Raw genomic sequence first — 23,040 nt, forward strand, 5'->3', positions numbered from 1 at the left:
CGACCAGGCAGTAAAAACGGGGCCTCCAAGCCAGATGGCTGAGGCCCCAGAGCTGCGGCACGAACCTTCGTTCGTTCATGCCGATTGTGCAAAAGCGCAGCTTGCCGCCAGAAGCGGCGCACTGCGCCTTCGCAAATACTTAACTTTCAGCGAACAGCGACATGACCGAATCGCCGCGGCGAATCCGCGAGAACGTTTCGGCAAGCAGGCCGGCGCTGGTCAACGAACGGATCTTTGCGCACGAGCGGGCTTCTTCGCCGAGCGGGATCGTGTCCGTGACAACGAGTTCGTCGAGTGCGGAAGCCGCGATACGCTCGCCCGCGCCGCCCGACAGAACCGGGTGCGTAGCGTAAGCGAACACCTGCTTTGCGCCGCGTTCCTTCAAAACTTGTGCTGCCTTGCAGAGCGTGCCGGCGGTGTCGACCATGTCGTCCATGATCACGCAGGTACGGCCTTCGACTTCACCGATGATGTTCATCACTTCGGCAACGTTCGCCTTCGGGCGGCGTTTGTCGATGATCGCGAGATCGCAATTCAGTTGCTTGGCTAATGCCCGGGCACGCACCACGCCGCCGACGTCCGGCGAAACGACCAGCAGGTTCTCGTAGTTCTGCTTGCGCAGATCGCCGAGCAGCACGGGCGTAGCGTAGATGTTGTCGACCGGAATGTCGAAGAAGCCTTGAATCTGGTCGGCGTGCAGATCCATCGTAATGATCCGCTCGACGCCGGCGATTTCCAGCATGTTCGCCACGATCTTCGCCGAGATGGCGACGCGCGCGGAACGCGGGCGGCGATCTTGACGAGCATAACCAAAGTAAGGGATGGCTGCGGTGATCCGGCCGGCGGATGCGCGCTTGAGCGCATCGACCATGATCATCAGTTCCATCAGGTTGTCGTTCGCCGGTGCGCACGTGGACTGCAGGACGAAGACATCCTTGCCACGCACGTTTTCCTGAATCTCGACCTGGATTTCACCGTCCGAGAAACGGCTAACCATTGCTTTGCCGAGGGGAATACCGAGGATTTTGACGACTTCCTGTGCAAGCGCGGGATTTGCGTTGCCAGTAAAAACCATCAGGCCGTCATGGCTGCTCATCGTGCACCTGCTTCAGGCTGGGGGCGAGGGAAATGCGAGAATTTTGGCAGGGGAGGAAGGAGTCGAACCTTCGAATGCCGGAATCAAAATCCGGTGCCTTAACCAACTTGGCGACTCCCCTACACTAACTTTGAGCTTCACCGAACGAGGAGCGTTCGACGAGGCAAAACTTATGACGCGAAAGTAAAGAGTGGATGCTGATCGAGACCTGCGGTCACTGCGCTATTCCATTCGGCTGGCAGTTTGGCTTGCACCGCTTCTGCTTCAGCTTTACTTCGGAACGCGGCAAAAACACTCGCACCTGATCCAGACATCCGCGCTGGCGCGACGTTTTCAAACCATCGCAACACATGCGCTACTTCCGCGTATTTTCCTACGACAACCTGCTGCATGTCATTGCGGCCGAAACTTTCTGGCCAGTCAGTGTTGCAGCTAAGTTCTGCAGGAAAGTCCGTAATTGTGAGGGGTTTTGAATCTCTTGTCAACGCTTTTTCAGAGAAAATCGCTGCAGTCGGAACATGAACCCTCGGCGTCACTACTAGGAAATGGCGCGGCGGCAATTGTACAACGTCTAAAGCTTCTCCGACACCCTGGGCGAACGCATTTTTTCCGAAAACAAAAAACGGCACATCGGCGCCAAGTTTCAATGCCAGCGCCTGCAACTCCAGGCGAGGCAGATTGAGCTTCCACAGACGGTTCAGCGCGAGCAGCGTCGTCGCCGCATCAGAGCTGCCGCCGCCAAGGCCGGCACCCATCGGCAGACGCTTGTCGATTTCGATATCGACGCCTTCAGGCGAGCCCGTATGCGTTTTGAGCAGCGTCGCGGCGCGCACAGTCAGGTCGTGTTCCGGCGGCACGTCGGCGATTTCGGTGCTGCGTGTGATGAGTCCGTCGTCACGTCGCGTGAAGTGCAGCGTGTCGCCCCAGTCGAGCAACTGGAAGACCGTTTGCAGCGTGTGATAGCCATCCGGCCGGCGGCCTGTGATGTGCAGGAAGAGGTTGAGTTTCGCTGGCGCGAGGCAATCGCGCAGCGAATCGGTCGTTTCAATCATGAGTCGAGGCTACATGCGCCAGATGGCGCCGAAGAAGCGGCAAGGTCGCGCGAGACGGCGCGAGGTTACTGATCCAGCACGAGCTTGATGTCGAGCGGCGGTTCCGAACGGCTCAGATTGATGCGCTTCACGCCGGTTGCGGGCGCGTCGGCATAAGCCAGATAGTCGATTGTCCAGCCGTCCTGCGTGATTTGCTTGAGCCGCGACGGTTGCTCGGGATCCTTCTCGGTCCTGGCGCGCGAAGTGGGCGCCGGCGACGGTTGCAGCCAATAGCGCAGCCCTTCGACCGGCAACGCGAAGCCGAGCGCATTCTGCATCAGCGTGGAGACGTTATCCGCGGTGAGCGGCTGGCGATTCGGCAGCTCCAGCGTTGCCGAAGCCGGCGACGACGTCACCACCGCCAGCGTCTGGCCGAGCGGGTTGCGCAACTGCAGGGTCACGGTGTCGCCGGTTTCCTGCCACGTGAAGTTGCCGTAAGCGTTGCGCTGCTGGCCGTTCTGATCGTTGTACTGGACCGCGAAACGGCCCTGGTAAGCACGGCTCGTCTGCGCGGTGACGGAAGTCGCGGCATTCGACGTGGACGGCCCTTGCGGTTTGACCGATGCACAACCGGCCAGTGCGACGACCGCTGCCGCAGCGAACGCGAACGCCGCGCTGCGCGGCGCCCGAGGAAAGTGAATCAAACGGGAAAGACGCATCAAAGATCGTTCACCTGAAGACGTTGGAGCGTTTTGACAAGCGTGTCGTTGTCCGGTTCGAGCTTTCGTGCATCGCGGAAAGCGGCGCGTGCCTGATCCTGATTGCCGGATTTCCATAGCACTTCGCCGAGGTGCGCGCCGATTTCGGCGTTCGGCTGCATGTCGTAAGCTTTGCGCAGCAGCTTGATTGCGTCCGAGGTGTTGCCCATCCGGTATTTGACCCAGCCGACGCTGTCCATGATGAACGCGTCGTTCGGCGCCAATGAGGATGCCTTCTCGACCAGCTTATCCGCTTCGGCGAGGCGCTGATTGCGATCGGCCAGCGAGTAGCCGAGCGCGTTATACGCTTGCGGATTGTCGGGCTGCGTCTGGATCAGCTTGCGCAACTGCGCTTCCATGACGTCGTAATGGCCGGTTTTTTCAGCGGACATCGCGTAGTCGTAGGTCAGATCGGGGTCATCGGGAAATTGCGCCGTGGCTCGCTGCAGACGTGATTCCGCCTCCGGATAGCGCTTCGCGTCGAACAGGATCGCCGCATCGGTGCGGGAGATCAGCGCCTGGTCGCGCGGGTCCGGCGCCGGCAGGTTAGCCAGCAGCTTGCGTGCGTCGTCGGTCTTGCCCTGCTTGGCGAGCAATTGCGCGCGCGTGATCTGCGCCGGCACATATTGCTGGCTCGACGGCGAGATCTTGTTCAGCCAGTCGCTCGCGGCCGCTTCATTCTTCTGCTCGAGCGACAGTTGCGCAAGGTAGATGTACGCCTGGCCCGGATCGGCGCCCTGCGTTTTTTCGGCTTGCTGGGCGTACTGCGTCAGGTAGGTTTGCGCGTCGGTGAAATTCTTCTGCTGGATCTTGATGAGCGCGAGCGCCATGAGCGGCGTCAGCTCGTTTGCGTTGTTCTTGTGCATGATCTCGAACTGCTTCTGCGCGTCGTCCAGACGGTCGCTCGCGAGATACATCTGCGCGAGCGCGAGACGCGCGTCATGCGATTTCGGATTCTGCTGCACGTACTTTTCGAGCGAAGCGATGCCTTCCTTGCGCTCTTCCGGGCCCATTTGCGACAGCGTCAGCGCTGCCGGCAAATAGTCGGGCTTGAGCGCGAGCGCCTGTTCGAGCGACTTGCGCGCGCCCGGTGCGTCGTCCGATACGAGTTGCTGGCGTGCGATCGCCAGTTGCGCTTCGGGCCGGTTCATGTCGTTCTTGAGCAGATCCTGCAACACGTGCAGGCCACCGATCCGGTTCGGGCCGCGCGAGAGCAGCAACTGCAGCGCCAGGATTGCGCTGCCGCGATTGTCGGCGGGTACGCGTGCGAGTTCGCGGGCGAGGATGGGCGCCGCGTCGTCAGGTTTGCCGGACAACACGAGCAGCGATGCGTCGAGTTGCGCGGCGCGTTCCGAGTTCGGCGCATACTGCTGCCACAATTGCGCGGCAGCCAACGCGTCCGACGGACTCTGCGCGGCCAGCGCGATCTCGGTGGCGCGCTGCGCCATGCGCGGATCGTGCGTGTCGCGCGCGAGCGCGAGGTAAGTCTGATAGGCGGGCGCCGGTTGGTCGCGCTGCAGCGCGACCTCGGCGGCGAGCACCTGGAATACGATCTGGCTCGTTAGCGGCACGCCGGGCAGGGACTTCTGGTCTTCCGCCGATGCCGGGCCGAGCGGATCCGGCAAGGTGACCGAGGTGTCATCCGAGTCCGGCGAGGGGTCCTGCGCGTAAGCGGGCACGGCCGCCAGTGCCCAGACTGCGAGCGCTGCCGCACCGAGCATCCGGCGAGCGGACACGGCGTGCGGTACGCGGAATGCGCTAGCCGGGCGCTTCAAAAACAGCTTCACGAAGGACAAGTTCATGGAAATCCGTTCAATGTTTCGGACGATTGTAACGCGCTCGCTACAATACGCGCACAACCACTCACGCAAGTTGCACACCAGTTAGACATGCCAGAGTTGCCAGAAGTTGAGGTTACCCGACGGGGAATCGAACCGTATGTGTCCGGGCGCAAGGTTGAGCGCGTGGATGTGCGCACGCCCGCATTGCGCTGGCCGATTCCGGCCGATCTTGCGAAAACCTTGCGCGGCCACGTGGTGCGCAAGGTCGAGCGGCGCGGCAAGTACCTGCTGTTCGAGATCGACGCGGGCTGGTTCATCGTGCATCTTGGCATGACGGGGACGCTGCGGGTGCTGCGTCACGTGCCGCATCCGCCGGCTGCGGCGAAGCACGATCACATCGACTGGATCTTCGACGAGTTCATTTTGCGCTATCGCGATCCGCGGCGCTTCGGCGCGGTGCTGTGGCACCCGCGCGAAGCCGGCGACGTGCTCGAGCATCCGTTGCTCGCGAGCCTCGGCGTCGAACCGTTTTCGCCCGCGTTCTCCGGCGCGCTGATGCACCGGCTCACGCGAGGGCGCAAAATCTCGGTGAAGCAGGCATTGTTGGCGGGCGAAATCGTGGTCGGCGTGGGCAATATCTACGCGTCGGAGAGCCTGTTTCGCGCCGGCATCCGGCCGACCACCGCGGCGGGCCGCGTCTCGCTCGTGCGCTACGAGTTGCTGGCGGACGCCGTGCGCGTGACGCTCGCCGCCGCCATCGAGAAGGGCGGCAGCACGTTGCGCGACTTCGTCGGCAGCGATGGCGAAAGCGGTTACTTCCAGCTCGACTATTTCGTCTATGATCGCGCCGGACTGCCATGCCGCGTGTGTGGAACGCCGATCAAACAGATCGTGCAAGGGCAGCGTTCAACGTATTTCTGTCCCACCTGCCAGCGCTAAATCGTCGATGCCTTCTCGCTTAACTCCGCGTTCCACTTCGTCCGCCGCGCCGCAAGCGCCTGCTGTTCCGGTCATGTCTGATTTTTCCGCGCGTCTGATCGCGTGGCAGCGTCAGCATGGCCGGCATGGTTTGCCGTGGCAGAACACGCGCGATCCGTATCGCATCTGGTTGTCGGAAATCATGCTGCAGCAGACGCAGGTGTCGACGGTGATTCCGTACTACGCGAAATTTCTCGCGCGTTTTCCGACCGTCGCCGCGCTCGCCGCCGCGCCGTCCGACGACGTGATGGCGTTGTGGGCCGGCCTGGGCTATTACACACGTGCACGCAACCTGCATCGCTGCGCGCAAGTCGTGGTCGAGCAACATGGCGGTGCGTTTCCGGCATCGGTCGAGGAACTGGCGGAATTGCCGGGCATCGGCCGCTCGACGGCGGCGGCGATCGCGTCCTTCGCATTTGGCGCGCGCGCGACGATTCTCGACGGCAACGTGAAGCGCGTGCTGGCGCGCGTGTTCGGCGTCGAAGGTTTTGCCGGCGAAAAGAAAGTCGAAAACGCGATGTGGACGCTGGCGGAGTCACTGCTTCCGTCGAACGCATCGGATGCCGACGTCAGCGCGTACACGCAAGGCCTGATGGATCTCGGCGCGACCCTGTGCGTGCGCGGCAAGCCGGACTGCCTGCGCTGCCCATTCGCCGCCGACTGCGTCGCCAACCTGACCGGACGTCAGCGCATACTGCCCACGGCGCGTCCGAAAAAGACCGTGCCGACGCGCCGCACATGGATGCTGGTGCTGCGCGACGGCAACGCGGTGATGCTGGAGAAGCGCCCGCCGTCCGGCATTTGGGGCGGCTTATGGAGCCTGCCCGAAGCCGCCGACGAAGCCGCGCTCGCCGAACGTGCGCGCGCTTTCGGTGGCGACGGCGCGGTCTCGCCGCTGGCGCCACTCACGCATGTGTTCACGCATTTCAAACTGGATATCGAGCCGCGCCTGGCGGAACTGGATCGCGGAGTCGGCGCTTTGGCCGCGCTGGGCGATGCCGACACCGCGTGGGTCGCGCTCAGCGATCTCGATTCGTTCGGTGTTCCGGCGCCCGTGCGCAAGCTGCTGGACGGGTTGCAAGGCTCGCTGATCTGATCAATCCGCCAGGAGCGCGGCGCCCGCCTTCAAAGTAACTGATGCTGCTGCATGTAGTGATGAACCACGTCGATTCGCGCGCCGGCGTCCTGCAATTCCATCAGTTTCTGGCGGGCACGCAGCGCGATCGGCAGCACTTCGGCAAGACGGTTCGACACCCATGACGGATCTTCGAGTCTGAACGGTTCCGCGAACGGCAGGCTGTCCGGATCGCGTTCGCGGATCGTCGCGATGATCCGTTCGAGCACTTCCGCGCATGCGCCGAATTTGGCCAATTGCTCGTTGCCTTCGAGCGGCATGTCCTCGCCGAGCGGCTCGGCCATGCCGACCAGCAAACCGCTCGATTCAACGCGATGCGACAGCAAACGAAAACGCCGCGTGCCGCGCGCGCGAATCAGCAGCATGCCGAAGGCTTCGACATCGCACTCGTCGATTTCAGCGAGACAGCCGATTGCTTCGGGCACCGAAGGCTCCTCCGCACGCGCCACTTCCGCGCCGCTTTTCAGCAGACATACACCGAACGGCGTTTTTTCACGCAGACAGTCGCGCGCCATGTCGAGATAGCGCGCTTCGAAAATCTTCAGCGGCAGCAGTCCGTCGGGAAACAGCACCGTATGCAGCGGAAACAGCGGCACATCGGCAAGCACAGTAGAAGTAGAAGACATGGCGCAACGCTTCGAGTTGAGGCCGCGCGATGCGGCCGGTTAAGCCACTAACTTCGATGATTCGCCGGCTTCAACCGGCGCATCGCGGTGCCGCACAATGACATTCGCCGACGCTGCGAGACGCGCGGCGAGCGTCTCCGCAATGAATACCGAGCGGTGCTGGCCGCCCGTGCAACCGATCGCGACGGTCAGATAACTGCGGTTGTCGTCGCGGAAATGCGGGAGCCACTTGGCGAGAAATTTTTCGATGTCGTCGATCATTTCGTGCACGACCGGCAGCGCATCGAGAAAATCGATCACCGGTTTATCGAGGCCGGTGAGCGGCCTCAATTCATGATCGTAGTACGGGTTCGGCAAGGTGCGCACGTCGAACACGAAATCCGCGTCGAGCGGCACGCCGCGTTTGAAACCGAACGACTCGAACATCAGCACGAGCCCTGAATCTTTCTGCTCGATGAAGCGCTTGACCCACGCACGCAGCACGTTCGCGCGCAGATTGCTGGTGTCGATCTGATGGCCGAATTCCGCCAAACCCGCCACGAGTTCACGTTCGCGTTCGATCGCTTCGGCGAGCGAGGTGAGCAGGCCGACGTCGGCGTCGTGCGACGTGGAACCGGACAGCGGATGGCGGCGGCGCGTTTCGGAGAAGCGTTGAATCAGCGACTGCGTGCTCGCGTTGAGGAACAGAACGCGTACGTCGTGGGCACGGGACAGGTCGCGGATCATGGCGGGCATTTCGTCGAGCGAGGCGCTCGAGCGCGCGTCGATCGCGACCGCGAGGCGGTCTTGCCCGTCCTCGGCGAGATAGGAGGCCAGTTGCGGCAGGAAGCGCGGCGGCAAGTTGTCGACGCAGTAATAGCCTGCGTCTTCAAGCGCGTTCAGGGCAACTGATTTGCCGGAGCCGGATATACCGGTGATCAGGATTATGCGCATGGGGTCGTCAAAACCGTACATTTCATCATAGCATCTGGTCTTCCCGCGCGTACCCGCGGCCTGCCGTTGACTGCGGATACGGCCCGGTCTTGCGGACTCAGATCAGTTTGCCGGGAAACTGGCTGTCGGGGTCTTGCATGGCGAGGCGCTGGCGATCCATGAAGTCGCGCAGCGTGTCGATGCCGCGCAGTTGCAAGATCGTGTTGCGCACGGCGGCCTCGACCAGCACGGCAAGGTTGCGGCCGGCCGCCACTTGAATCGTGACCTTGCTGATCGGCAGGCCGAGCACGTCGACCGTCTGGCTTTCCAGCGGCAGCCGCTGGAATTCGCCATCGGGACGGCGGACCAGTTGCACGATCAGCTTGAGCTTCATTTTCCGGCGCACCGCGGTTTCACCGAAAATCGTCTTGATGTCGAGCAGGCCGAGGCCGCGCACTTCCAGCAGGTTTTGCAGCAACGGCGGGCAGCGACCTTCGACGAAGTCGGGACCGAGGCGCACGAAATCGACCGCGTCGTCGGCAACGAGGCCGTGGCCGCGGCTGATCAGTTCCAGCCCGAGTTCGCTCTTGCCGAGGCCTGAGTCGCCAGTGAGCAGCACGCCCATGCCGAGAATGTCGAGAAACACGCCGTGCAACGTGGCACGCGGCGCGAGAATGCGCGACATGTAGAGGCGCAGGCTGTCGATCACTGCGGCGGCGGACATCGGCGTGGTGAACAGCGGCGTGGACGAGCGCGTGCAGCGCAGGACCAGTTCCGGCGGCGCGGCGACGCCGCCCGCCACCACTAGAAACGGCGGTTCCAACGCAATCAGCTCGGCCATGTGGCGCGAGCGGTCTTCGTCGGTTTGGCGCTTGTAGTAGTCGATTTCGGCGTCGCCGAGCACCTGGATCCGGTTCGGGTGGATCAGGTTCAAGTGGCCGACGAGGTCGGCGCTCGACGTGGCATTGGCGACCGATTCCGAAGAAAAGCCGCGCTCCCAGCCTTCATGCCCCGTCAGCCAGCTGAGCTTCAGCATGGCCGCGTTATCGTCGAAAATGCTTTGGGCGTTGATGCTGGACGTATCCATGAGTCAGTGACTCCATTGTGGGCCGCTTGCCGGACAAAGCAACGGCCGCGCTAGCGCGGGCCGGTTGCGTTGTCAGACTGTATCCGCACCTGCGCGGATCACCGGCGTGCGGATAACCGCCGATGCATCAAGGTTGCCACTGAGTGAGCAGGCGATGCAATGATTCGCGGTCTTCTTCCGTATGCAGGCGCTCGCGGGCTTCGCGATCGGACAGCAACTGCGCGATTTCCGAAAGGATTTCGAGGTGCTGTTGGGTGGCCTGTTCGGGCACGAGCAGGAAGATGAGCAACGAGACCGGCTGACCGTCGGGCGATTCGAAGGGGATGGGTTCGGCAAGACGGACGAACGCGGCGAGCGGCTGCTTCAAGCCTTTGATCCGGCCATGCGGAATCGCCACGCCTTCACCAAGGCCAGTCGATCCGAGGCGCTCGCGCGCGAACAGATTGTCAGTGACCGTGCTACGGGCGATGCCGTTCTGGTTCTCGAAGATCAGGCCCGCTTGCTCGAACACACGTTTCTTGCTGGTGACCGATAGTCCGACGACGACGTTCTCGAGGGGAAGAAATTTGGCTAAACGATTCATGTTGACAGGCGAAAACGTGGCCTGGGTTCTCCTCGCTGGGGCGTTTGAGTGGCGTTCCATTCGTTCGATGCTCACGGCGACATGCGTTGGAGTCCGAAAGCGCAGGACTCCGGCCGACCGACTTTCGCTTGAGCTTACCTGACCCCGATGGTAACCGGAACATTATAGAACAGGGTAGCCACGGATGGTGCGGCGCGCCATCAATGCGTATTGAGTTCTTTTGAAGCGTGGGCACAGGGTGCGACGCCGCGCGAAAAGCAGCGTCCGGAAACAAAAAACCGCCCGGGTCCGGGCGGTTTCGCTGGTTAAGGGAAGACGAAGAGCTAATGAAGAAACGAAAAGCGCCTTCTGGTTTCCCTTATTGCGGCGGCACGTCGAGTTGCGGCGCCGGTTGATACTTGATCGCCTCATGCGCATGGCCTTGCAGACGATCCTTATGGCGGATGACTTGCCGGTCAAGCTTGTCGATCATCAGATCGATCGCAGCGTACAGGTCGCTGTCACAGCTCTCGACAAAGATGTCCTTGCCCTTGAGATGCAGGTTGATTTCAACCTTTTGACGCTTTTCCTTTTCCTTGTGGTTGTCGACCGAGAGGACCACACTGCCGTCGATGACCTGATCAAAATGTCTTAGCACCCTATCCAGTTTGGTGATCACGTATTCGCGCAACGCAGGCGTTACTTCGAGGTGGTGTCCACTGATCTGCAGATTCATAGTGCTTCTCCAAGCTAATGGCCGCTTGGTCCGCACGATGACGAAGGTCCGGTCGATCTGTCGGCTTGCCTGAGTCGCCCCCCGGTGGCTGACTGCTGGCAGGTCGCATCGGCCGGCCTGTCCGCCAACTGCGGAGCGGCCGGTAAATGCCCGCCGCGGAAGGCGACGGGCTCAAGACAAACGCCGGGCCGCCCCAAGTTGTCTTGCCCCCTCGGGGGGGCTGGCGCGAAGCGACAGCTTGGGGGCGCGCTACAGAGACTTGCGCAGGTTGACTGCCGGGATCTTCAGCGCTTCACGGTACTTCGCAACGGTACGCCGTGCGACCACGAAGCCCTGTTCCGCCAGCAGTTCGGCTATGCGACTGTCCGAAAGAGGAGATTTCGGGTTTTCCGCTCCTATCAGTTGCTTGATGAGCGCGCGGATCGCCGTTGAAGACGCCGCGCCGCCCGTGTCAGTCGAAACGTGTGATCCGAAGAAGTACTTAAATTCAAGCGTCCCGAATGGGGTCAGCATGTATTTACCGGTTGTCACACGCGAGACAGTTGACTCGTGTAGGCCCAGCGTATCAGCAATTTCCCGCAAAACCAAGGGGCGCATGGCAATTTCGCCGTGGACAAAAAAGCTCTTCTGACGTTCCACAATTGCCTGCGCCACGCGCAGAATCGTCTCAAAACGCTGCTGGATATTTTTGATCAGCCAACGCGCTTCCTGCAGTTGCTGGCGCAACGAACCACTGCCCGGATCGCCCCGGTTATTGCGCAGAATATTCGCGTACAGATGATTAATTCGCAGCTTCGGTACGACCTCTGGGTTCAACTCGGCTTGCCAGCCCTGTGCCGTTTTGCGCACCATGATGTCCGGAACCACATAGTCCGCTTCGGCCTTGCCATAGGCCGCGCCCGGAAACGGTTCGAGCGAGCGGATCAGCACGTGCGCATCGCGCAGATCGTCGTCATTGGCCTTCAGATGCTTGCGCAGTCGCGTGAAATCGCGCGCCGCGAGCAGTTCGAGATGGTGAGCGACGATGTCGAGCGCGAGCGTGCGTGTAGGCGAGCCATCGAGCCGCAACAATTGCAGCTTGAGACATTCCGACGCGGAGCGCGCACCGACCCCGGCCGGGTCGAAGCTATGCAGCAGCGCCAGCGCGGCGTTCATTTCGTCGAGGTCGACTTCGAGCTCTTCGGGCAGATCGGCCAGCACTTCTTCGAGCGTGGCGGCCAGGTAGCCGTCGTCGTCGAGTGATTCGATCAGGAAGGTGATCAGCGCCCGGTCGCGCTGGCTTGCCTGGGTGACCCGCAATTGCGCCATCAGGTGATCGCGCAGCGAGGTGCTCGATTCATGGATTTGCAGCGGCGGCAGGTCGTCGTCGTCAGAGGCGTTGCCGGAGCGGCCGTAGTCGTCGAGATTCCATTGGGACGCGTCGCCGTTGCCGTCGCCCGCAAGGCCGTTGTATTCGTCGACGCCCTGAGGTTCGCCGTTCTCGGCGCGCTCGCTGCTGGACGAGGACGACGTATTGCCGCCCATCTGGTCGGGCGGCGCGGAGGAGTTGGGCGCCTGCGCGATCAGCGAGCCGTCGGCCGCTACGCGCAGCGGGCTCGCGATCCAGTCGTCCTCGTTTTCGAGGAGCGGATTCTGCGAGATCGCCATTGCAACTTCTTGCTGCAGTTCGAGCGTAGACAACTGAAGCAGCCGGATGGACTGCTGCAGCTGCGGCGTCAGCGCAAGATGCTGCGATAGGCGGAGTTGGAGGCTGGCTTTCATGGCAAGTTGAGATTCATTGTAGAGAGTTTGCCACGACCGCGATACCTTGCGACATTCGCAATTACGCGTGCGCCAGTTTTGGGCGGCGACGGGCGCAAGACGGCCCGGCTCAAAAATGCGGATGTGCGGTTGCCGCATGGAGGGACCGGCCGGTGCGCGCTCGCACGGCCGGTAATCCCTCATGCGCTTACATGCGGAAGTGCTCGCCCAGATAGACGCGCCGCACGCTTTCGTTTTCGATGATGTCGCTCGGCGCGCCGGCGGCCAGCACGCTGCCGTCGCTGATGATGTAGGCGTGATCGCAGATGCCGAGCGTTTCACGCACGTTGTGGTCGGTGATCAGCACGCCGATATTGCGCTGCTTCAGAAATTTAACGATCTTCTGAATTTCCAGCACGGCGATCGGGTCGACGCCCGCAAACGGTTCGTCGAGCAGAATAAAGCTCGGATTGGTAGCCAGCGCCCGGGCGATCTCGACCCGGCGACGCTCGCCGCCCGACAGCGAGAGCGCCGGATTTTCGCGCAAGTGCGCAATCTGCAACTCGTCGAGCAAGGCTTCCGTGCGGCTCGTGATGGCGTCCTTGCTGAGCCGCGCGCCGTTGTCTTCGTGCTGCAATTCCAGCACCGCGCGAATGTTTTCTTCGACGCTCAGCTTGCGGAACACCGAAGCTTCCTGCGGCAGATACGACAAACCCAGCGAAGCGCGCTTATGGATCGGCAGCAGGCTGATCGACTTGCCGTCCAGATCGATCTCGCCCGCGTCGAGCGGCACGAGGCCGACGATCATATAGAACGAAGTGGTTTTGCCCGCGCCGTTGGGGCCGAGCAGACCGACCACTTCGCCGCTTTTCACGTCGAGCGACACGTCTTTGACGACCGTGCGCGAGCCGTAACGCTTTTTCAGGTTGCGCACCACCAGCGAACTGCTGGTGCCGGCCGGCTTGCGATTGGGGAGGGACGCTGAGGTGCTCACTGGTTCGGGGCTCCCTGGATCGTCGTGGACGGCGCAAGCGTGGCCGACGCGCCGTTCAGCGGCGCTGCGCCGCCATTGCGCGGCGACAGCATGGCGCGCACGCGGCCAGTCGGGTTGCCCGGGCCGGCGACGTCCTTGCCCGCCTTCGCCGTGTAGAAGTCGTTTTGGCCGTCGTACGTGACGACGCTGCCGTGCACCTGGTCCATCACCGTGGAGAGGCCTTGCAGGCGCTTCACGGTAGCGTTGGTGGTAAGCGTGGTCAGATCCTGCTTGCCGTCGTAGTCGATACGAACAGCTGTGCCTTCAATGTATTCGTCGAGGCCTTCGCGCTTCTGGCGGAAGTACGACAGATTGCCGCCGCTCGAGGTGCCGGTGGCGTACTGATAGCCCTGCGGGTCTTGCGTCACTTCGACACGATCGGCCTTGATGACGATCGTGCCTTTGGTGGCGACCACATGGCCTGTGAAGATGTTGACCTGCTTCAGGTCGTCGTAAGTCATGTTGTCCGCTTCGATGTTCAGCGGCTTGTCCTTGTCGGCACGGTCGGCGTGCGCGAGCGGCGCGAAGCCGGCAAGCGGCAACGCGACGATCAGCGCAGCGAGTCCGGCGCGCCACGCGGACAGGGTGCGCGGGCGGCCGGTATCAAAACGGGGGAACGATTCGTTCATGCAGTCACGCCTGGAATGGATTACCCGGGTTGCTTGGGCGAGCTGCCGCCTGCTTCGGACGGGGCGATGTTGCCTTTCACGTTGCCGAACAGCTGCATCACCCGGGTGACGTTGTTGTAGTTCATGCCGCTGGCAGTCATCACCGACATGCCGCGCTGAAGTTTAACCGGCTTTTCAGTCTCGATCACATCGTCGTTGACCAGCACCCTAAAATGCTGCGAATCCGCTTGCATCTGCGGATCTCCGTAGCCGGGCGCCCGCACGATGCGCGCGTTGTCGTACAGATCGACGATCGACGCGTCACCGTTCACCTTGCCGGTGTCGCCGGTTGCCGTGACGATCGGCTTGCCGGGCTGGAACGCGCGCATGGCCGGCTTGACCAGGTCGCTCAGCTCGTCGTCTTCGTAATGGATCAGCGACTGGGCGGTCAGCCGGTATTGCGTCGAGCCCGACTGATCGAGTTCGGAAACCGAGAAGTTGTCGGCGAAGTAGTCCGGCGTGTGCTCCTTGGGGCGCACCACGCCTTCGTTCTGCCGGGGCAGGGTGGCTTGCAGCAGCCACCACGTGATACCGGCGAGCGCAGCCATGGCGACCAGCGGAATCAGTGACGTCAGGCGAAACTGGTTCATCCGACGAGGCCCCGCTGTTCGCCGCTACAGGCGGCCGCGAGCAGCGCTTCGTACTTGTGCTGCGCGCGCAGCAGCGTATCCACGACTTCACGCGCCGCGCCGTGGCCGCCGCGTGCCTCGCTGACCCAATGGGCGCGCGCGATCACTTCAGGATGCGAGTTGGCCGGCGCGGCCGCGAAGCCGACCTTCAGCATCACGGCGAGATCGACCCAGTCGTCGCCCATGTAGCCGCATTCTTCGGCGCTCAGGCCGGTTTGCTGCAACAGGTCCGCGAACGCCTGAGGTTTGTCCTGCACGCCCTGATAGACGTGCGTGACGTTCATTTCCTTCGCCCGTACCGCGACGATCCCCGACTTGCGCCCCGTGATGATCGCCGTCTCGATGCCGGCCTCGCGCAGCAGCTTCATGCCGTGGCCGTCCATGGAATGGAAGCCCTTCATCGTGTCGCCTTCCGCCGTGAACAGCAGGCCGCCGTCGGTCAGCACGCCGTCGACGTCGAAAATCATCAGCTTGACGCGGCTTGCGCGTTCGGTCGCGGTGGGCGGAGCAATGGCCATCAGATCACCTTCTTCGAGAACAGGTCGTGCATGTTGAGTGCGCCGATCAGCTTGCCTGCTTCGTCGACGACCAGCATCTGATTGATCCGGTGGCGCTCCATCAGTTCCACGGCTTCGACCGCGAGTTGATCCGGACCGATGGTGCGCGGGCCGGCGGTCATGACCGAGGCGATCGACAGTTCGCGGAAATCGCCGTCGCGTTCGAGCACGCGGCGCAGGTCGCCGTCGGTAAAGATGCCGGCGACGCGCTCATCCTGATCGACGATCGCGGTCATGCCCATGCGCTTGGCGGTCAACTGAAACAGCGCGTCGCGCACGGTGGCGTCGGGCGTGACCTTCGGCACCTGGTCGCCGGTACGCATGACGTCGCGGACATAAGTGAGCAGGCGCCGGCCGAGCGCGCCGCCCGGATGCGAGCGCGCGAAGTCGTCGCGCCCGAAGCCGCGCGCGTCGAGCACCGCGACCGCGAGCGCGTCGCCGAGCGCGAGCGCGGCGGTGGTGCTGGCGGTGGGCGCAAGATTCATCGGGCAGGCTTCTTTCGACACACCGGAATTCAGGTGCACGTCGGCCAGTTGTGCGAGACTCGATGACGGACGGCCCGTCATGGCAATCAGCTTTGCGCCGAGCCGCTTGATGAGCGGCAGGATCGCCACGAGTTCTTCGGTTTCACCGGAATTGGACAGCGCGAGGAACACGTCCTCGGCGGTGACCATGCCGAGGTCGCCGTGGCTGGCTTCAGCGGGATGCACGAAGAACGCCGGCGTGCCGGTGCTGGCGAGCGTGGCCGCGAGCTTGCGGGCCACGTGGCCGGATTTGCCGATGCCGGAAACGACCACGCGCCCGCGGCAACCCAGGATGAAGTCGACCGCCCCGACGAAACCATCGTCGAGTTGATCGCGAAGCGCGCGCACGGCGTCCGCTTCGATGTCGAGCACGTCGCGAGCGAGCGCGAGTGCCCGGTCGCCATTGATTTTCGCTATCATTCGCGAAGTATAGCAAAGGCGCCTGTTCGCCGCGCCGGGCCTGCTGTGCCGAGCCGCTGTCTTTATCGCTGCCTTTAACGGCCCCTCAACCTTGTCGCACGGCGTTTCTCGTGCGCGGTTCCGCTGACGAACGAGGACGCTTTACCGATGCGTTTTTGCCGATGATTTCCCCCCTCGAAATGACGCTGTTCCTGCTGCTGGCATCGGTGGCAGGCGTGGTGGTGTTTCGCTTTCTGAATCTTCCGCCGATGCTCGGCTATCTGACGGTGGGCATCGTCGTCGGTCCGCATGCGTTCGGTCTGATTCCCGACTCGGCGGGCGCGCAGAACCTCGCCGAGTTCGGCGTGGTGTTCCTGATGTTTTCGATCGGGCTGGAGTTCTCACTCGCCAAGCTGCGCTCGATGCGCCGCCTCGTGTTCGGCCTCGGCCTGTTGCAGGTGATCGGCACGATCGCGGTGGCGGTCTCGCTCGGCTTCGTGCTGGAGCGCTGGGTGCACATCACGTGGCAAGCGAGCGTGGCGCTGGGCGGCGCGCTCGCCATGTCGTCGACGGCGATCGTCAGCAAGATGCTGGCGGAGCGGCTCGAGATCGAGACCGAGCACGGCCGCAATATTTTCGGCGTGCTGCTGTTTCAGGATCTGGCGGTGGTGCCGCTGCTCATCGTCATCGCTGCGCTGGGTGGCAATTCCGAGGATCTCGTCAGTTCGCTCGGCGTGGCGGCCATCAAGATCGTCGTGGCGTTGTCGCTGCTGTTGATCGTGGGCCAGCGCTTCATGACGCGCTGGTTCAACGTGGTGGCGCGGCGCCGCTCGCAGGAACTGTTCATTCTCAATCTGTTGCTGGTGACGCTGGGTTGCGCGTTCATCACGGACAAGTTCGGCTTGTCGCTCGCGCTCGGCGCGTTCATCGCCGGCATGCTGATCGCCGAGACGCCGTACCGGCATCAGGTGGAAGAAGACATCAAGCCGTTTCGCGACGTGCTGCTCGGGCTCTTCTTCATTACCACCGGCATGCTGCTCAATCCGCGCGTGATCTGGGAGCATCCGCTGATCGTGCTCGGCTTTCTGATCGGCCCGATTCTGCTGAAAGCGATCATGGTCACGGGCCTTTCGCGCCTGTTCGGCGCGTCGCCGGGCGTCGCGATGCGCACCGGCATCGGCCTCGCGCAAGCGGGCGAGTTCGGCTTCGTGCTGCTGAATCTGATTCTCGACAAGCATCTCGTCGACGCCACCCTGCTGCAGGCGATTCTCGCAGCCATGCTGCTGTCGATGCTGGCCGCGCCGTTCATGATCCAGAACGCGGATCGGATCGTACTGCGGTTGTCGTCGACTGAATGGATGATGCAGTCGTTGCAAATGACGCGCATCGCCACGCAGAGTCTCAAACAAAGCGGCCACGTGATCATTTGCGGCTACGGCCGGGCCGGGCAGAATCTGGCGCGCATGCTGGAACATGAAGGTTTGTCATACGTCGCGCTCGACCTCGATCCCGATCGAGTCGCGGCAGCCGCGGCTGCGGGTGAATCGGTCGTGTTCGGCGATGCCGGGCGGCGCGAGTCGCTGCTTGCAGCCGGTATCCATCGGGCGGCAACGATTGCGATCACCTATGCGAATACGCCGTCGGCATTGCGCGTGCTGCACAACATCCACGAACTGGAGCCGACGTTGCCGGTGATCGTTCGTACTGTCGATGACGCCGATCTGGAAAAACTGCTGGCAGCGGGCGCGACCGAGGTGATTCCGGAAATCGTCGAAGGCAGTCTGATGCTCGCCTCGCACACGCTCGTGGTGATGGGCGTGCCGATGCGGCGCGTGGTGCGTCGCGTGGAAGAGATGCGCGATGAACGCTACGCGCTGCTGCGCGGCTATTTCCACGGCGCCGACGACGTCGACGACGACGACGGCCACGAACAGGTGCGGCTACAATCGGTGCCGGTCGACGAAAACGCGGACGCGGTAGGCCGGACGCTCGCGGACCTGGGCCTGTTCGAGATCGGTGTCGAAGTGACGGCGATCCGCCGGCACGGCATTCGCGGCGTCGAGCCGGACCCGTCCACCAAGCTGCGCGCGAGCGACATCGTGGTGTTGCGCGGGTTGCCGGAACAGTTGGCGGAGGCCGAGGAACGGCTCTCGAAGCACCGGCGCGCAGGCGCCGCCGCAGCCTGAAATTTGCGCTCATGCCTGGCTAGGCGAGCCTGCCGGGCCGCCGCTCGTTTAGTTTTTCATCGGACCTGTCGAGGTCCATCCGGAGACATCATGTCCAACGCGCTCGCGAGCGCGCCGCTCGATGCGGCCGACTACATCAAAAGCCACATTCGCACGGTGCCCGACTGGCCGCAGCCGGGCGTGCAGTTTCGCGACATCACGCCGCTCCTGCAGGAGCCGAAGTCGCTGCGCGTGCTGATCGATCTGTTCGTGCAGCGTTATATCGACGCGAAGCTCGACTACGTTGCCGGGCTCGAAGCGCGCGGTTTCATCTTCGGGCCGATTCTCGCGTACGAACTGAACCTCGGCTTCATTCCGATCCGCAAGGCGGGCAAACTGCCCTACAAGCGGGTCGGGCAATCATATGAGCTCGAATACGGCACGGCGACCGTCGAGATTCATGAGGACGCCTGCAAGCCGGGCGACCGCGTGGTGATCATCGACGATCTGATCGCGACCGGCGGCACGATGATGGCCGGCAAGATGCTGCTCGAGCGACTCGGCGCGGTTGTCGTGGAAGGCGCAGCGATCATCGATCTGCCCGAGCTCGGCGGTTCGAAGCTGCTCAGCGAGGGCGGCCTCGCGCTTTATACGGTGACCCGATTCGACGGTCATTGATCGCACGCGGCCAAGCCGCGGTGAACTTCTTCTCGTCCATAAGAAGGTAAGAACGATGCCCAACTTCCTGCTGTTTCTCGCCACATCGATCGCCATTACCATGGCGCCCGGCCCGGACAATCTGCAAGTGCTCGCACGCGGCATCTCGCAGGGTCGCGCGGCGGGGCTCGTCGCGGCGCTCGGCTTTGCGGCCGGCATCACGTTTCACACGACGCTCGCCGCGCTCGGCGTGGCCGCGTTGCTGCGCTCGTCGCCGGTGGCCTTCGAAGTCATCAAACTGGCCGGCGCCGCGTATCTGATCTGGATCGGCATCAAGGCGCTGCGCAGCCAGGGTCTCGCGACCGCGCACGAGCGCCCGCCGCAGCCGTTGATGGCGGTGTTTCGCCAGAGCGTGCTCGGCAATCTGCTGAACCCGAAGGTGACGTTGTTCTTCGTGGTGTTCCTGCCGCAGTTCGTGCAGCCGCACGGCACGCAAAGCGTCACGCTGCAGATGCTCGAACTCGGCGTGCTGTTCATGCTGCAGACGGTGGTGGTGTTTTCGCTGTTCGGCGTGTGCGCGGGGATGATCGGCGGTTGGCTGAAACGCCGTCCGCGTGTCGGTGTATGGCTCGATCGCCTGGCCGGCGCCACGTTCATCGCAATCGGGATTCGCGTCGCGTTGCGTGATTGACGGGATTGCGCGGACATTAGTTTGGAGCGTTAAATGACTTTGCCATGCATTACCGCCGCGCGCCGCTTCGACGTGCAGGCGCATGTGCCGTTCTGTATCGACGCCGAGCAGGTCGGCTGGATCCGCACGGGCGATGTGCCATTACTTGCGCGCTGGCCCGATGTGTTCGATATCGACAGTGGCCGTGTGACTCTGGCGCCCGCATTCAATACGGTGGATTTGCGCAGCGCCGCGCTCGGTTCCGTGATCGGCGCGCTCGCCGCTGAAGACTGCATTCCGGGCTGGCGCAACGAGACCTACGCGATCCGCAATGCGTTCGATGCGCCGCCGCTCGCGTATATCGAACGCGCGGCGTCGCGCTTCTTCGGCACGATGACCTACGCGGTCCATCTGAACGGCGTCGTAGAATACGCGGATAGCGGGGCGCCCCGTGGCGCGCCGCAATTGTGGATCGCGCGCCGCAGCGACACCAAGGCGACCGACCCGGGCATGCTCGACAATGTCGTGGCGGGCGGGATCGGCTGGGGCTTCGGCGTCGCGGAAACGATCGTCAAGGAATGCTGGGAAGAAGCCGGCATTCCCGAGGAAATCGCCACTCGCGCCGTGGCGGGGCGCACTGCGCATGTGCTGCAATCGTTGCCGGAAGGCACGCAGGCCGAACAGATTTTTATCTACGACCTCGCGCTGCCGGCCGATTTCGCGCCGCGCAATCAGGATGGCGAAGTGGGTGAACACCGGCTCGCGCGTATCGACGAAGCGGCGCGCTGGATCGAGGAGGGCGCCATGACCGTCGACGCGAGCCTGGCCACGCTGGATTGCCTGCTGCGCCGCCGCTGGATCGATGAAGACGCGTGTACCGGCATCGAGGCGTTGTTCGTGCCGCCGGTATTCGCCTGAGCGCCGCATCGGTGCGCGTGCGACGACCATGCCGAAGCGCGCTGCGTCGAACCAGACACACCGAACAAACCACGCATTGAAGAAGGGAGTCACCCAGGTCATGTCGACCGATCACAGCTTTATCCTCAAACTGTCGTGCGCCGACCGGCCCGGCATCGTTCACGCCGTATCGGGCTTTCTGTTCGAGCGTGGCAGCAATATTCTCGACTCCGCGCAGTTCGGCGACAGCCGCACCGGCGAGTTCTTCATGCGCGTGCATTTCCAGCAGGTGGGCGGCGATCCGGGTCTGCAGGCGCTACGCGAGTCGTTCGCGACGCTCGCCGGGCAGTTCGGCATGCGCTGGGAGTTGCACGACGCGTCGGTCAAGCCGCGCGTGGTGATCATGGTGTCGAAGATCGGCCATTGCCTGAACGATCTGCTGTTCCGCTACCGCACCGGCCAGCTGGGTATCGAGATTCCGGCGATCATCTCGAACCACAAGGAGTTCTATCAGCTCGCCGCCAGCTACGACATTCCGTTCCATCATTTCCCGCTGCTGGGCGCCACGCCCGACGCGAAGGCCGCACAGGAAGCGCGCGTGCTCGAAGTGATCGACGAGCATCAAGCCGACCTGGTGGTGCTTGCGCGCTATATGCAGATTCTGTCGCCGAAGCTGTGCGAAGCGTTGGCCGGCCGCGCGATCAACATTCATCATTCGTTTCTGCCGAGCTTCAAGGGCGCGAAGCCGTACTACCAGGCGTTCGATCGCGGCGTGAAACTGATCGGCGCGACCGCTCATTACGTGACGACGGATCTCGACGAAGGTCCGATCATCGAACAGGAAGTGGAGCGGGTCGACCACAGCATGACGCCGGAGCAACTCACGGCGATCGGCCGCGACGTGGAGTGCGTGACGCTGGCGCGTGCGGTGAAGTGGCACGTGGAGCATCGCGTCGTGTTGAACGGCAGCAAGTCGGTCGTGTTTCGCTAAGCGAAAAGCTGTTGTTAGCAGGCTCGGTATGGAAGGCGGCGTCCGGATGATTCCGGCGCCGCCTTTTTGTTTGCCCGCATTTCAGGAGCGCGCCGCGGACCGGCCCGCTTCGCGCGCGAGACTGGCGTTCTGCGCCGAACGGCGGCGCGCGCTGAGCTTCTTCAGCCAGATTAGCAGCCCCGTCGCGCTCAACACGGCGACCGCGATGCCGACAGCGCTAATCAGAATCCGTCCGCCGAGACCGAGGATGCGTCCCGAATGCAGAGGGAATTGCACCTGCACGAAAATATCGCCCGCCGTACCCCTGCCGGGGATCTGCGCGCCAAGTTGCTTGCCGGTGGCCGCATCCCAATACATCCACGGGACGCCGAGGCCGAAGTCGCCGTGATCGTTGCCGGTCGCGTAGAAACCGACGCCGTATGCATGCATGAATTCCGCGTAGTAGATGCCGCCCGGCGCGACGCCGAGGTTCTGCGCGCGGCCTGCCTGCTCGGCCAGTTGCACGATGCGTTCGCGGCTCAACACGGGGTCACCCGGTTGCGGGGCGCGCAGGATTTCAGGGTTGTTGATCGGGTCCGGCGTGAGCTTCGAGAACAGCGACACGATGGGCCGCACCACCGGCGCGGAGAGATTCATCGATACCGATGTCAGCGCAACGATCACCAGCAGGCCCCAGATCCACACGCCGCCCGAGCGGTGCAAATCGAAAGTGAACGTATAGCCGCCGCGCCCGAGGCGAAACGCGAACGACTTGCGCCATGCCTTGACGCTCGGAAACGACAGCCACAACGCGATTACGCTGTCGAACAACCAGATGATGCCGACGATCCCCATCAACCACGTGCCGATGTCCACGCCGCCGGTAAACGGCAGTTGCAGCGTGTAGTGCAGCTTGTAGATGAACGGGATCAGATTGAGCCGCGCGAGCGAGGCGACGCCCCATTCGCGGCGCCCCTGGATCTCGCCGGTGGCGGGGTCGACGGCAATCTGGTTGAAGTCTAGCGGGTAGGGCTTCCGGGTGCCCGGGTCGGTTCTCGGCAGCACCATCATTTGCAGCGTATGGCCTGGCTCGGCGGCCAGCGGCAGATACGCCACCTGAAGACGCGAATCGGCCGCTTCCACGCGATGAGCCAACTCCAGGCCCGACAGCGCCGGACCGGCGCTGCGGGCTTTGAAGAAGGATGGGTTCAGCGCCGCATCGAGCTCATGGTCCCACGCGATGATCGCGCCAGTCAGGCCGGCGACGAACAGAAACAGCGCTGTGGCGACACCGAACCAGCGGTGCAGACGGACGAGCTGACGCCTCATAGGCGAGCCGTCGCGATGGAGCAGGGCTTGGAAAGGGGTGTCACGGCACACGCTTCGTAAATAGGAATTGTTCGCATCTTACGGGAGTGTTGCCGTGCGC

At 63.0% G+C, this 23,040-nt stretch carries 23 protein-coding genes and 1 tRNA gene; 7 read left to right on the plus strand and 17 right to left on the minus strand.

Features of this window, described 5'->3' with window-relative positions; genetic code table 11:
- Positions 1 to 139 precede the first annotated feature (139 nt).
- The 5 genes from B0G80_RS18315 to B0G80_RS18335 all read right to left on the minus strand — a co-directional run bounded on the left by B0G80_RS18315 (position 140) and on the right by B0G80_RS18335 (position 4,687).
- Positions 140 to 1,096 carry a ribose-phosphate pyrophosphokinase gene (locus tag B0G80_RS18315; RefSeq protein ID WP_006048037.1) on the minus strand — a complete coding sequence of 319 codons (957 nt, stop codon included), beginning with the start codon at positions 1,094 to 1,096 and terminating at the stop codon, positions 140 to 142.
- Positions 1,097 to 1,140: 44 nt separating this feature from the next.
- A tRNA-Gln gene (locus tag B0G80_RS18320) sits at positions 1,141 to 1,217 on the minus strand.
- A 49-nt stretch (positions 1,218 to 1,266) separates the two neighbouring features.
- Positions 1,267 to 2,148: a 4-(cytidine 5'-diphospho)-2-C-methyl-D-erythritol kinase gene (gene ispE, locus B0G80_RS18325; protein WP_116118909.1), complete on the minus strand. Its 882-nt coding sequence runs from the start codon at positions 2,146 to 2,148 to the stop codon at positions 1,267 to 1,269.
- Between the two features lie 65 nt (positions 2,149 to 2,213).
- Complete coding sequence (gene lolB / locus B0G80_RS18330; RefSeq protein ID WP_116118910.1) at positions 2,214 to 2,846, minus strand: lipoprotein insertase outer membrane protein LolB; 633 nt, start codon at positions 2,844 to 2,846, stop codon at positions 2,214 to 2,216.
- On the minus strand, positions 2,846 to 4,687 hold the full coding sequence (locus B0G80_RS18335) for a tetratricopeptide repeat protein (protein WP_106282119.1): 1,842 nt from the start codon (positions 4,685 to 4,687) through the stop codon (positions 2,846 to 2,848). The genes lolB and B0G80_RS18335 overlap by 1 nt, the downstream gene beginning before the upstream one ends.
- An 87-nt stretch (positions 4,688 to 4,774) precedes the next feature.
- Here B0G80_RS18335 and mutM point away from each other — a divergent pair, with 87 nt between their 5' ends.
- Together mutM and mutY are read left to right on the plus strand one after the other, a co-directional pair.
- The gene (gene mutM, locus B0G80_RS18340; protein WP_116118911.1) at positions 4,775 to 5,605 is read left to right on the plus strand and encodes a bifunctional DNA-formamidopyrimidine glycosylase/DNA-(apurinic or apyrimidinic site) lyase; all 831 of its coding nucleotides are present in this window, start codon (positions 4,775 to 4,777) and stop codon (positions 5,603 to 5,605) included.
- A gap of 7 nt (positions 5,606 to 5,612) precedes the next feature.
- Positions 5,613 to 6,740, plus strand: a complete 1,128-nt coding sequence (gene mutY / locus B0G80_RS18345) for an A/G-specific adenine glycosylase (RefSeq protein WP_181919979.1) — start codon at positions 5,613 to 5,615, stop codon at positions 6,738 to 6,740.
- Between the two features lie 29 nt (positions 6,741 to 6,769).
- Here the strand turns inward: mutY and B0G80_RS18350 are convergent, their stop codons facing one another.
- From B0G80_RS18350 to kdsD, 11 genes are all read right to left on the minus strand, one after another.
- Positions 6,770 to 7,405 (minus strand): LON peptidase substrate-binding domain-containing protein, encoded by a 636-nt coding sequence (locus B0G80_RS18350; RefSeq protein ID WP_012431654.1) that lies wholly within the window; start codon positions 7,403 to 7,405, stop codon positions 6,770 to 6,772.
- A 39-nt stretch (positions 7,406 to 7,444) separates the two neighbouring features.
- The gene (rapZ, locus tag B0G80_RS18355; RefSeq protein ID WP_106282307.1) at positions 7,445 to 8,338 is read right to left on the minus strand and encodes an RNase adapter RapZ; all 894 of its coding nucleotides are present in this window, start codon (positions 8,336 to 8,338) and stop codon (positions 7,445 to 7,447) included.
- 97 nt (positions 8,339 to 8,435) lie between these two features.
- A complete protein-coding gene (gene hprK, locus B0G80_RS18360) occupies positions 8,436 to 9,404 on the minus strand; it encodes an HPr(Ser) kinase/phosphatase (RefSeq protein WP_012431656.1) in 969 nt (322 codons plus the stop codon).
- 127 nt (positions 9,405 to 9,531) lie between these two features.
- Positions 9,532 to 10,047 (minus strand): PTS sugar transporter subunit IIA, encoded by a 516-nt coding sequence (locus B0G80_RS18365; protein WP_012431657.1) that lies wholly within the window; start codon positions 10,045 to 10,047, stop codon positions 9,532 to 9,534.
- A 298-nt stretch (positions 10,048 to 10,345) separates the two neighbouring features.
- Positions 10,346 to 10,702 carry a ribosome hibernation-promoting factor, HPF/YfiA family gene (gene hpf / locus B0G80_RS18370; protein WP_106282113.1) on the minus strand — a complete coding sequence of 119 codons (357 nt, stop codon included), beginning with the start codon at positions 10,700 to 10,702 and terminating at the stop codon, positions 10,346 to 10,348.
- A gap of 249 nt (positions 10,703 to 10,951) precedes the next feature.
- Positions 10,952 to 12,463, minus strand: coding sequence for an RNA polymerase factor sigma-54 (locus tag B0G80_RS18375; RefSeq protein WP_116118913.1), 1,512 nt, complete (start codon positions 12,461 to 12,463; stop codon positions 10,952 to 10,954).
- Positions 12,464 to 12,650: 187 nt separating this feature from the next.
- Positions 12,651 to 13,436: an LPS export ABC transporter ATP-binding protein gene (lptB, locus tag B0G80_RS18380; RefSeq protein WP_116118914.1), complete on the minus strand. Its 786-nt coding sequence runs from the start codon at positions 13,434 to 13,436 to the stop codon at positions 12,651 to 12,653.
- Positions 13,433 to 14,104 carry a lipopolysaccharide transport periplasmic protein LptA gene (gene lptA, locus B0G80_RS18385; protein ID WP_106282107.1) on the minus strand — a complete coding sequence of 224 codons (672 nt, stop codon included), beginning with the start codon at positions 14,102 to 14,104 and terminating at the stop codon, positions 13,433 to 13,435. Before lptA ends, lptB begins: the two co-directional genes overlap by 4 nt.
- A 20-nt stretch (positions 14,105 to 14,124) precedes the next feature.
- Entirely contained in the window at positions 14,125 to 14,733 is a 609-nt protein-coding gene (lptC, locus tag B0G80_RS18390; RefSeq protein WP_012431662.1) for an LPS export ABC transporter periplasmic protein LptC, read from the minus strand.
- Positions 14,730 to 15,290 (minus strand): HAD family hydrolase, encoded by a 561-nt coding sequence (locus tag B0G80_RS18395; protein ID WP_106282105.1) that lies wholly within the window; start codon positions 15,288 to 15,290, stop codon positions 14,730 to 14,732. The genes lptC and B0G80_RS18395 overlap by 4 nt, the downstream gene beginning before the upstream one ends.
- Entirely contained in the window at positions 15,290 to 16,273 is a 984-nt protein-coding gene (gene kdsD / locus B0G80_RS18400) for an arabinose 5-phosphate isomerase KdsD (protein WP_116118915.1), read from the minus strand. Before kdsD ends, B0G80_RS18395 begins: the two co-directional genes overlap by 1 nt.
- A 161-nt stretch (positions 16,274 to 16,434) precedes the next feature.
- On the opposite strand from kdsD, the gene B0G80_RS18405 reads away from it, so the two are divergent.
- From B0G80_RS18405 to purU, 5 genes are all read left to right on the plus strand, one after another.
- Complete coding sequence (locus B0G80_RS18405; protein WP_116118916.1) at positions 16,435 to 18,438, plus strand: cation:proton antiporter; 2,004 nt, start codon at positions 16,435 to 16,437, stop codon at positions 18,436 to 18,438.
- A 90-nt stretch (positions 18,439 to 18,528) separates the two neighbouring features.
- Positions 18,529 to 19,095, plus strand: a complete 567-nt coding sequence (locus B0G80_RS18410; RefSeq protein ID WP_116118917.1) for an adenine phosphoribosyltransferase — start codon at positions 18,529 to 18,531, stop codon at positions 19,093 to 19,095.
- Between the two features lie 55 nt (positions 19,096 to 19,150).
- On the plus strand, positions 19,151 to 19,765 hold the full coding sequence (locus tag B0G80_RS18415) for a LysE family translocator (RefSeq protein ID WP_116118918.1): 615 nt from the start codon (positions 19,151 to 19,153) through the stop codon (positions 19,763 to 19,765).
- A 33-nt stretch (positions 19,766 to 19,798) separates the two neighbouring features.
- The gene (locus B0G80_RS18420; RefSeq protein WP_116118919.1) at positions 19,799 to 20,662 is read left to right on the plus strand and encodes a DUF4743 domain-containing protein; all 864 of its coding nucleotides are present in this window, start codon (positions 19,799 to 19,801) and stop codon (positions 20,660 to 20,662) included.
- Between the two features lie 100 nt (positions 20,663 to 20,762).
- A complete protein-coding gene (purU, locus tag B0G80_RS18425) occupies positions 20,763 to 21,632 on the plus strand; it encodes a formyltetrahydrofolate deformylase (protein ID WP_116118920.1) in 870 nt (289 codons plus the stop codon).
- 81 nt (positions 21,633 to 21,713) lie between these two features.
- Here the strand turns inward: purU and B0G80_RS18430 are convergent, their stop codons facing one another.
- On the minus strand, positions 21,714 to 22,940 hold the full coding sequence (locus B0G80_RS18430) for a PepSY domain-containing protein (protein ID WP_116118921.1): 1,227 nt from the start codon (positions 22,938 to 22,940) through the stop codon (positions 21,714 to 21,716).
- Positions 22,941 to 23,040 lie beyond the last annotated feature (100 nt).

The sequence above is a fragment of the Paraburkholderia sp. BL6669N2 genome (assembly GCF_003387275.1).
GTDB lineage: Bacteria > Pseudomonadota > Gammaproteobacteria > Burkholderiales > Burkholderiaceae > Paraburkholderia.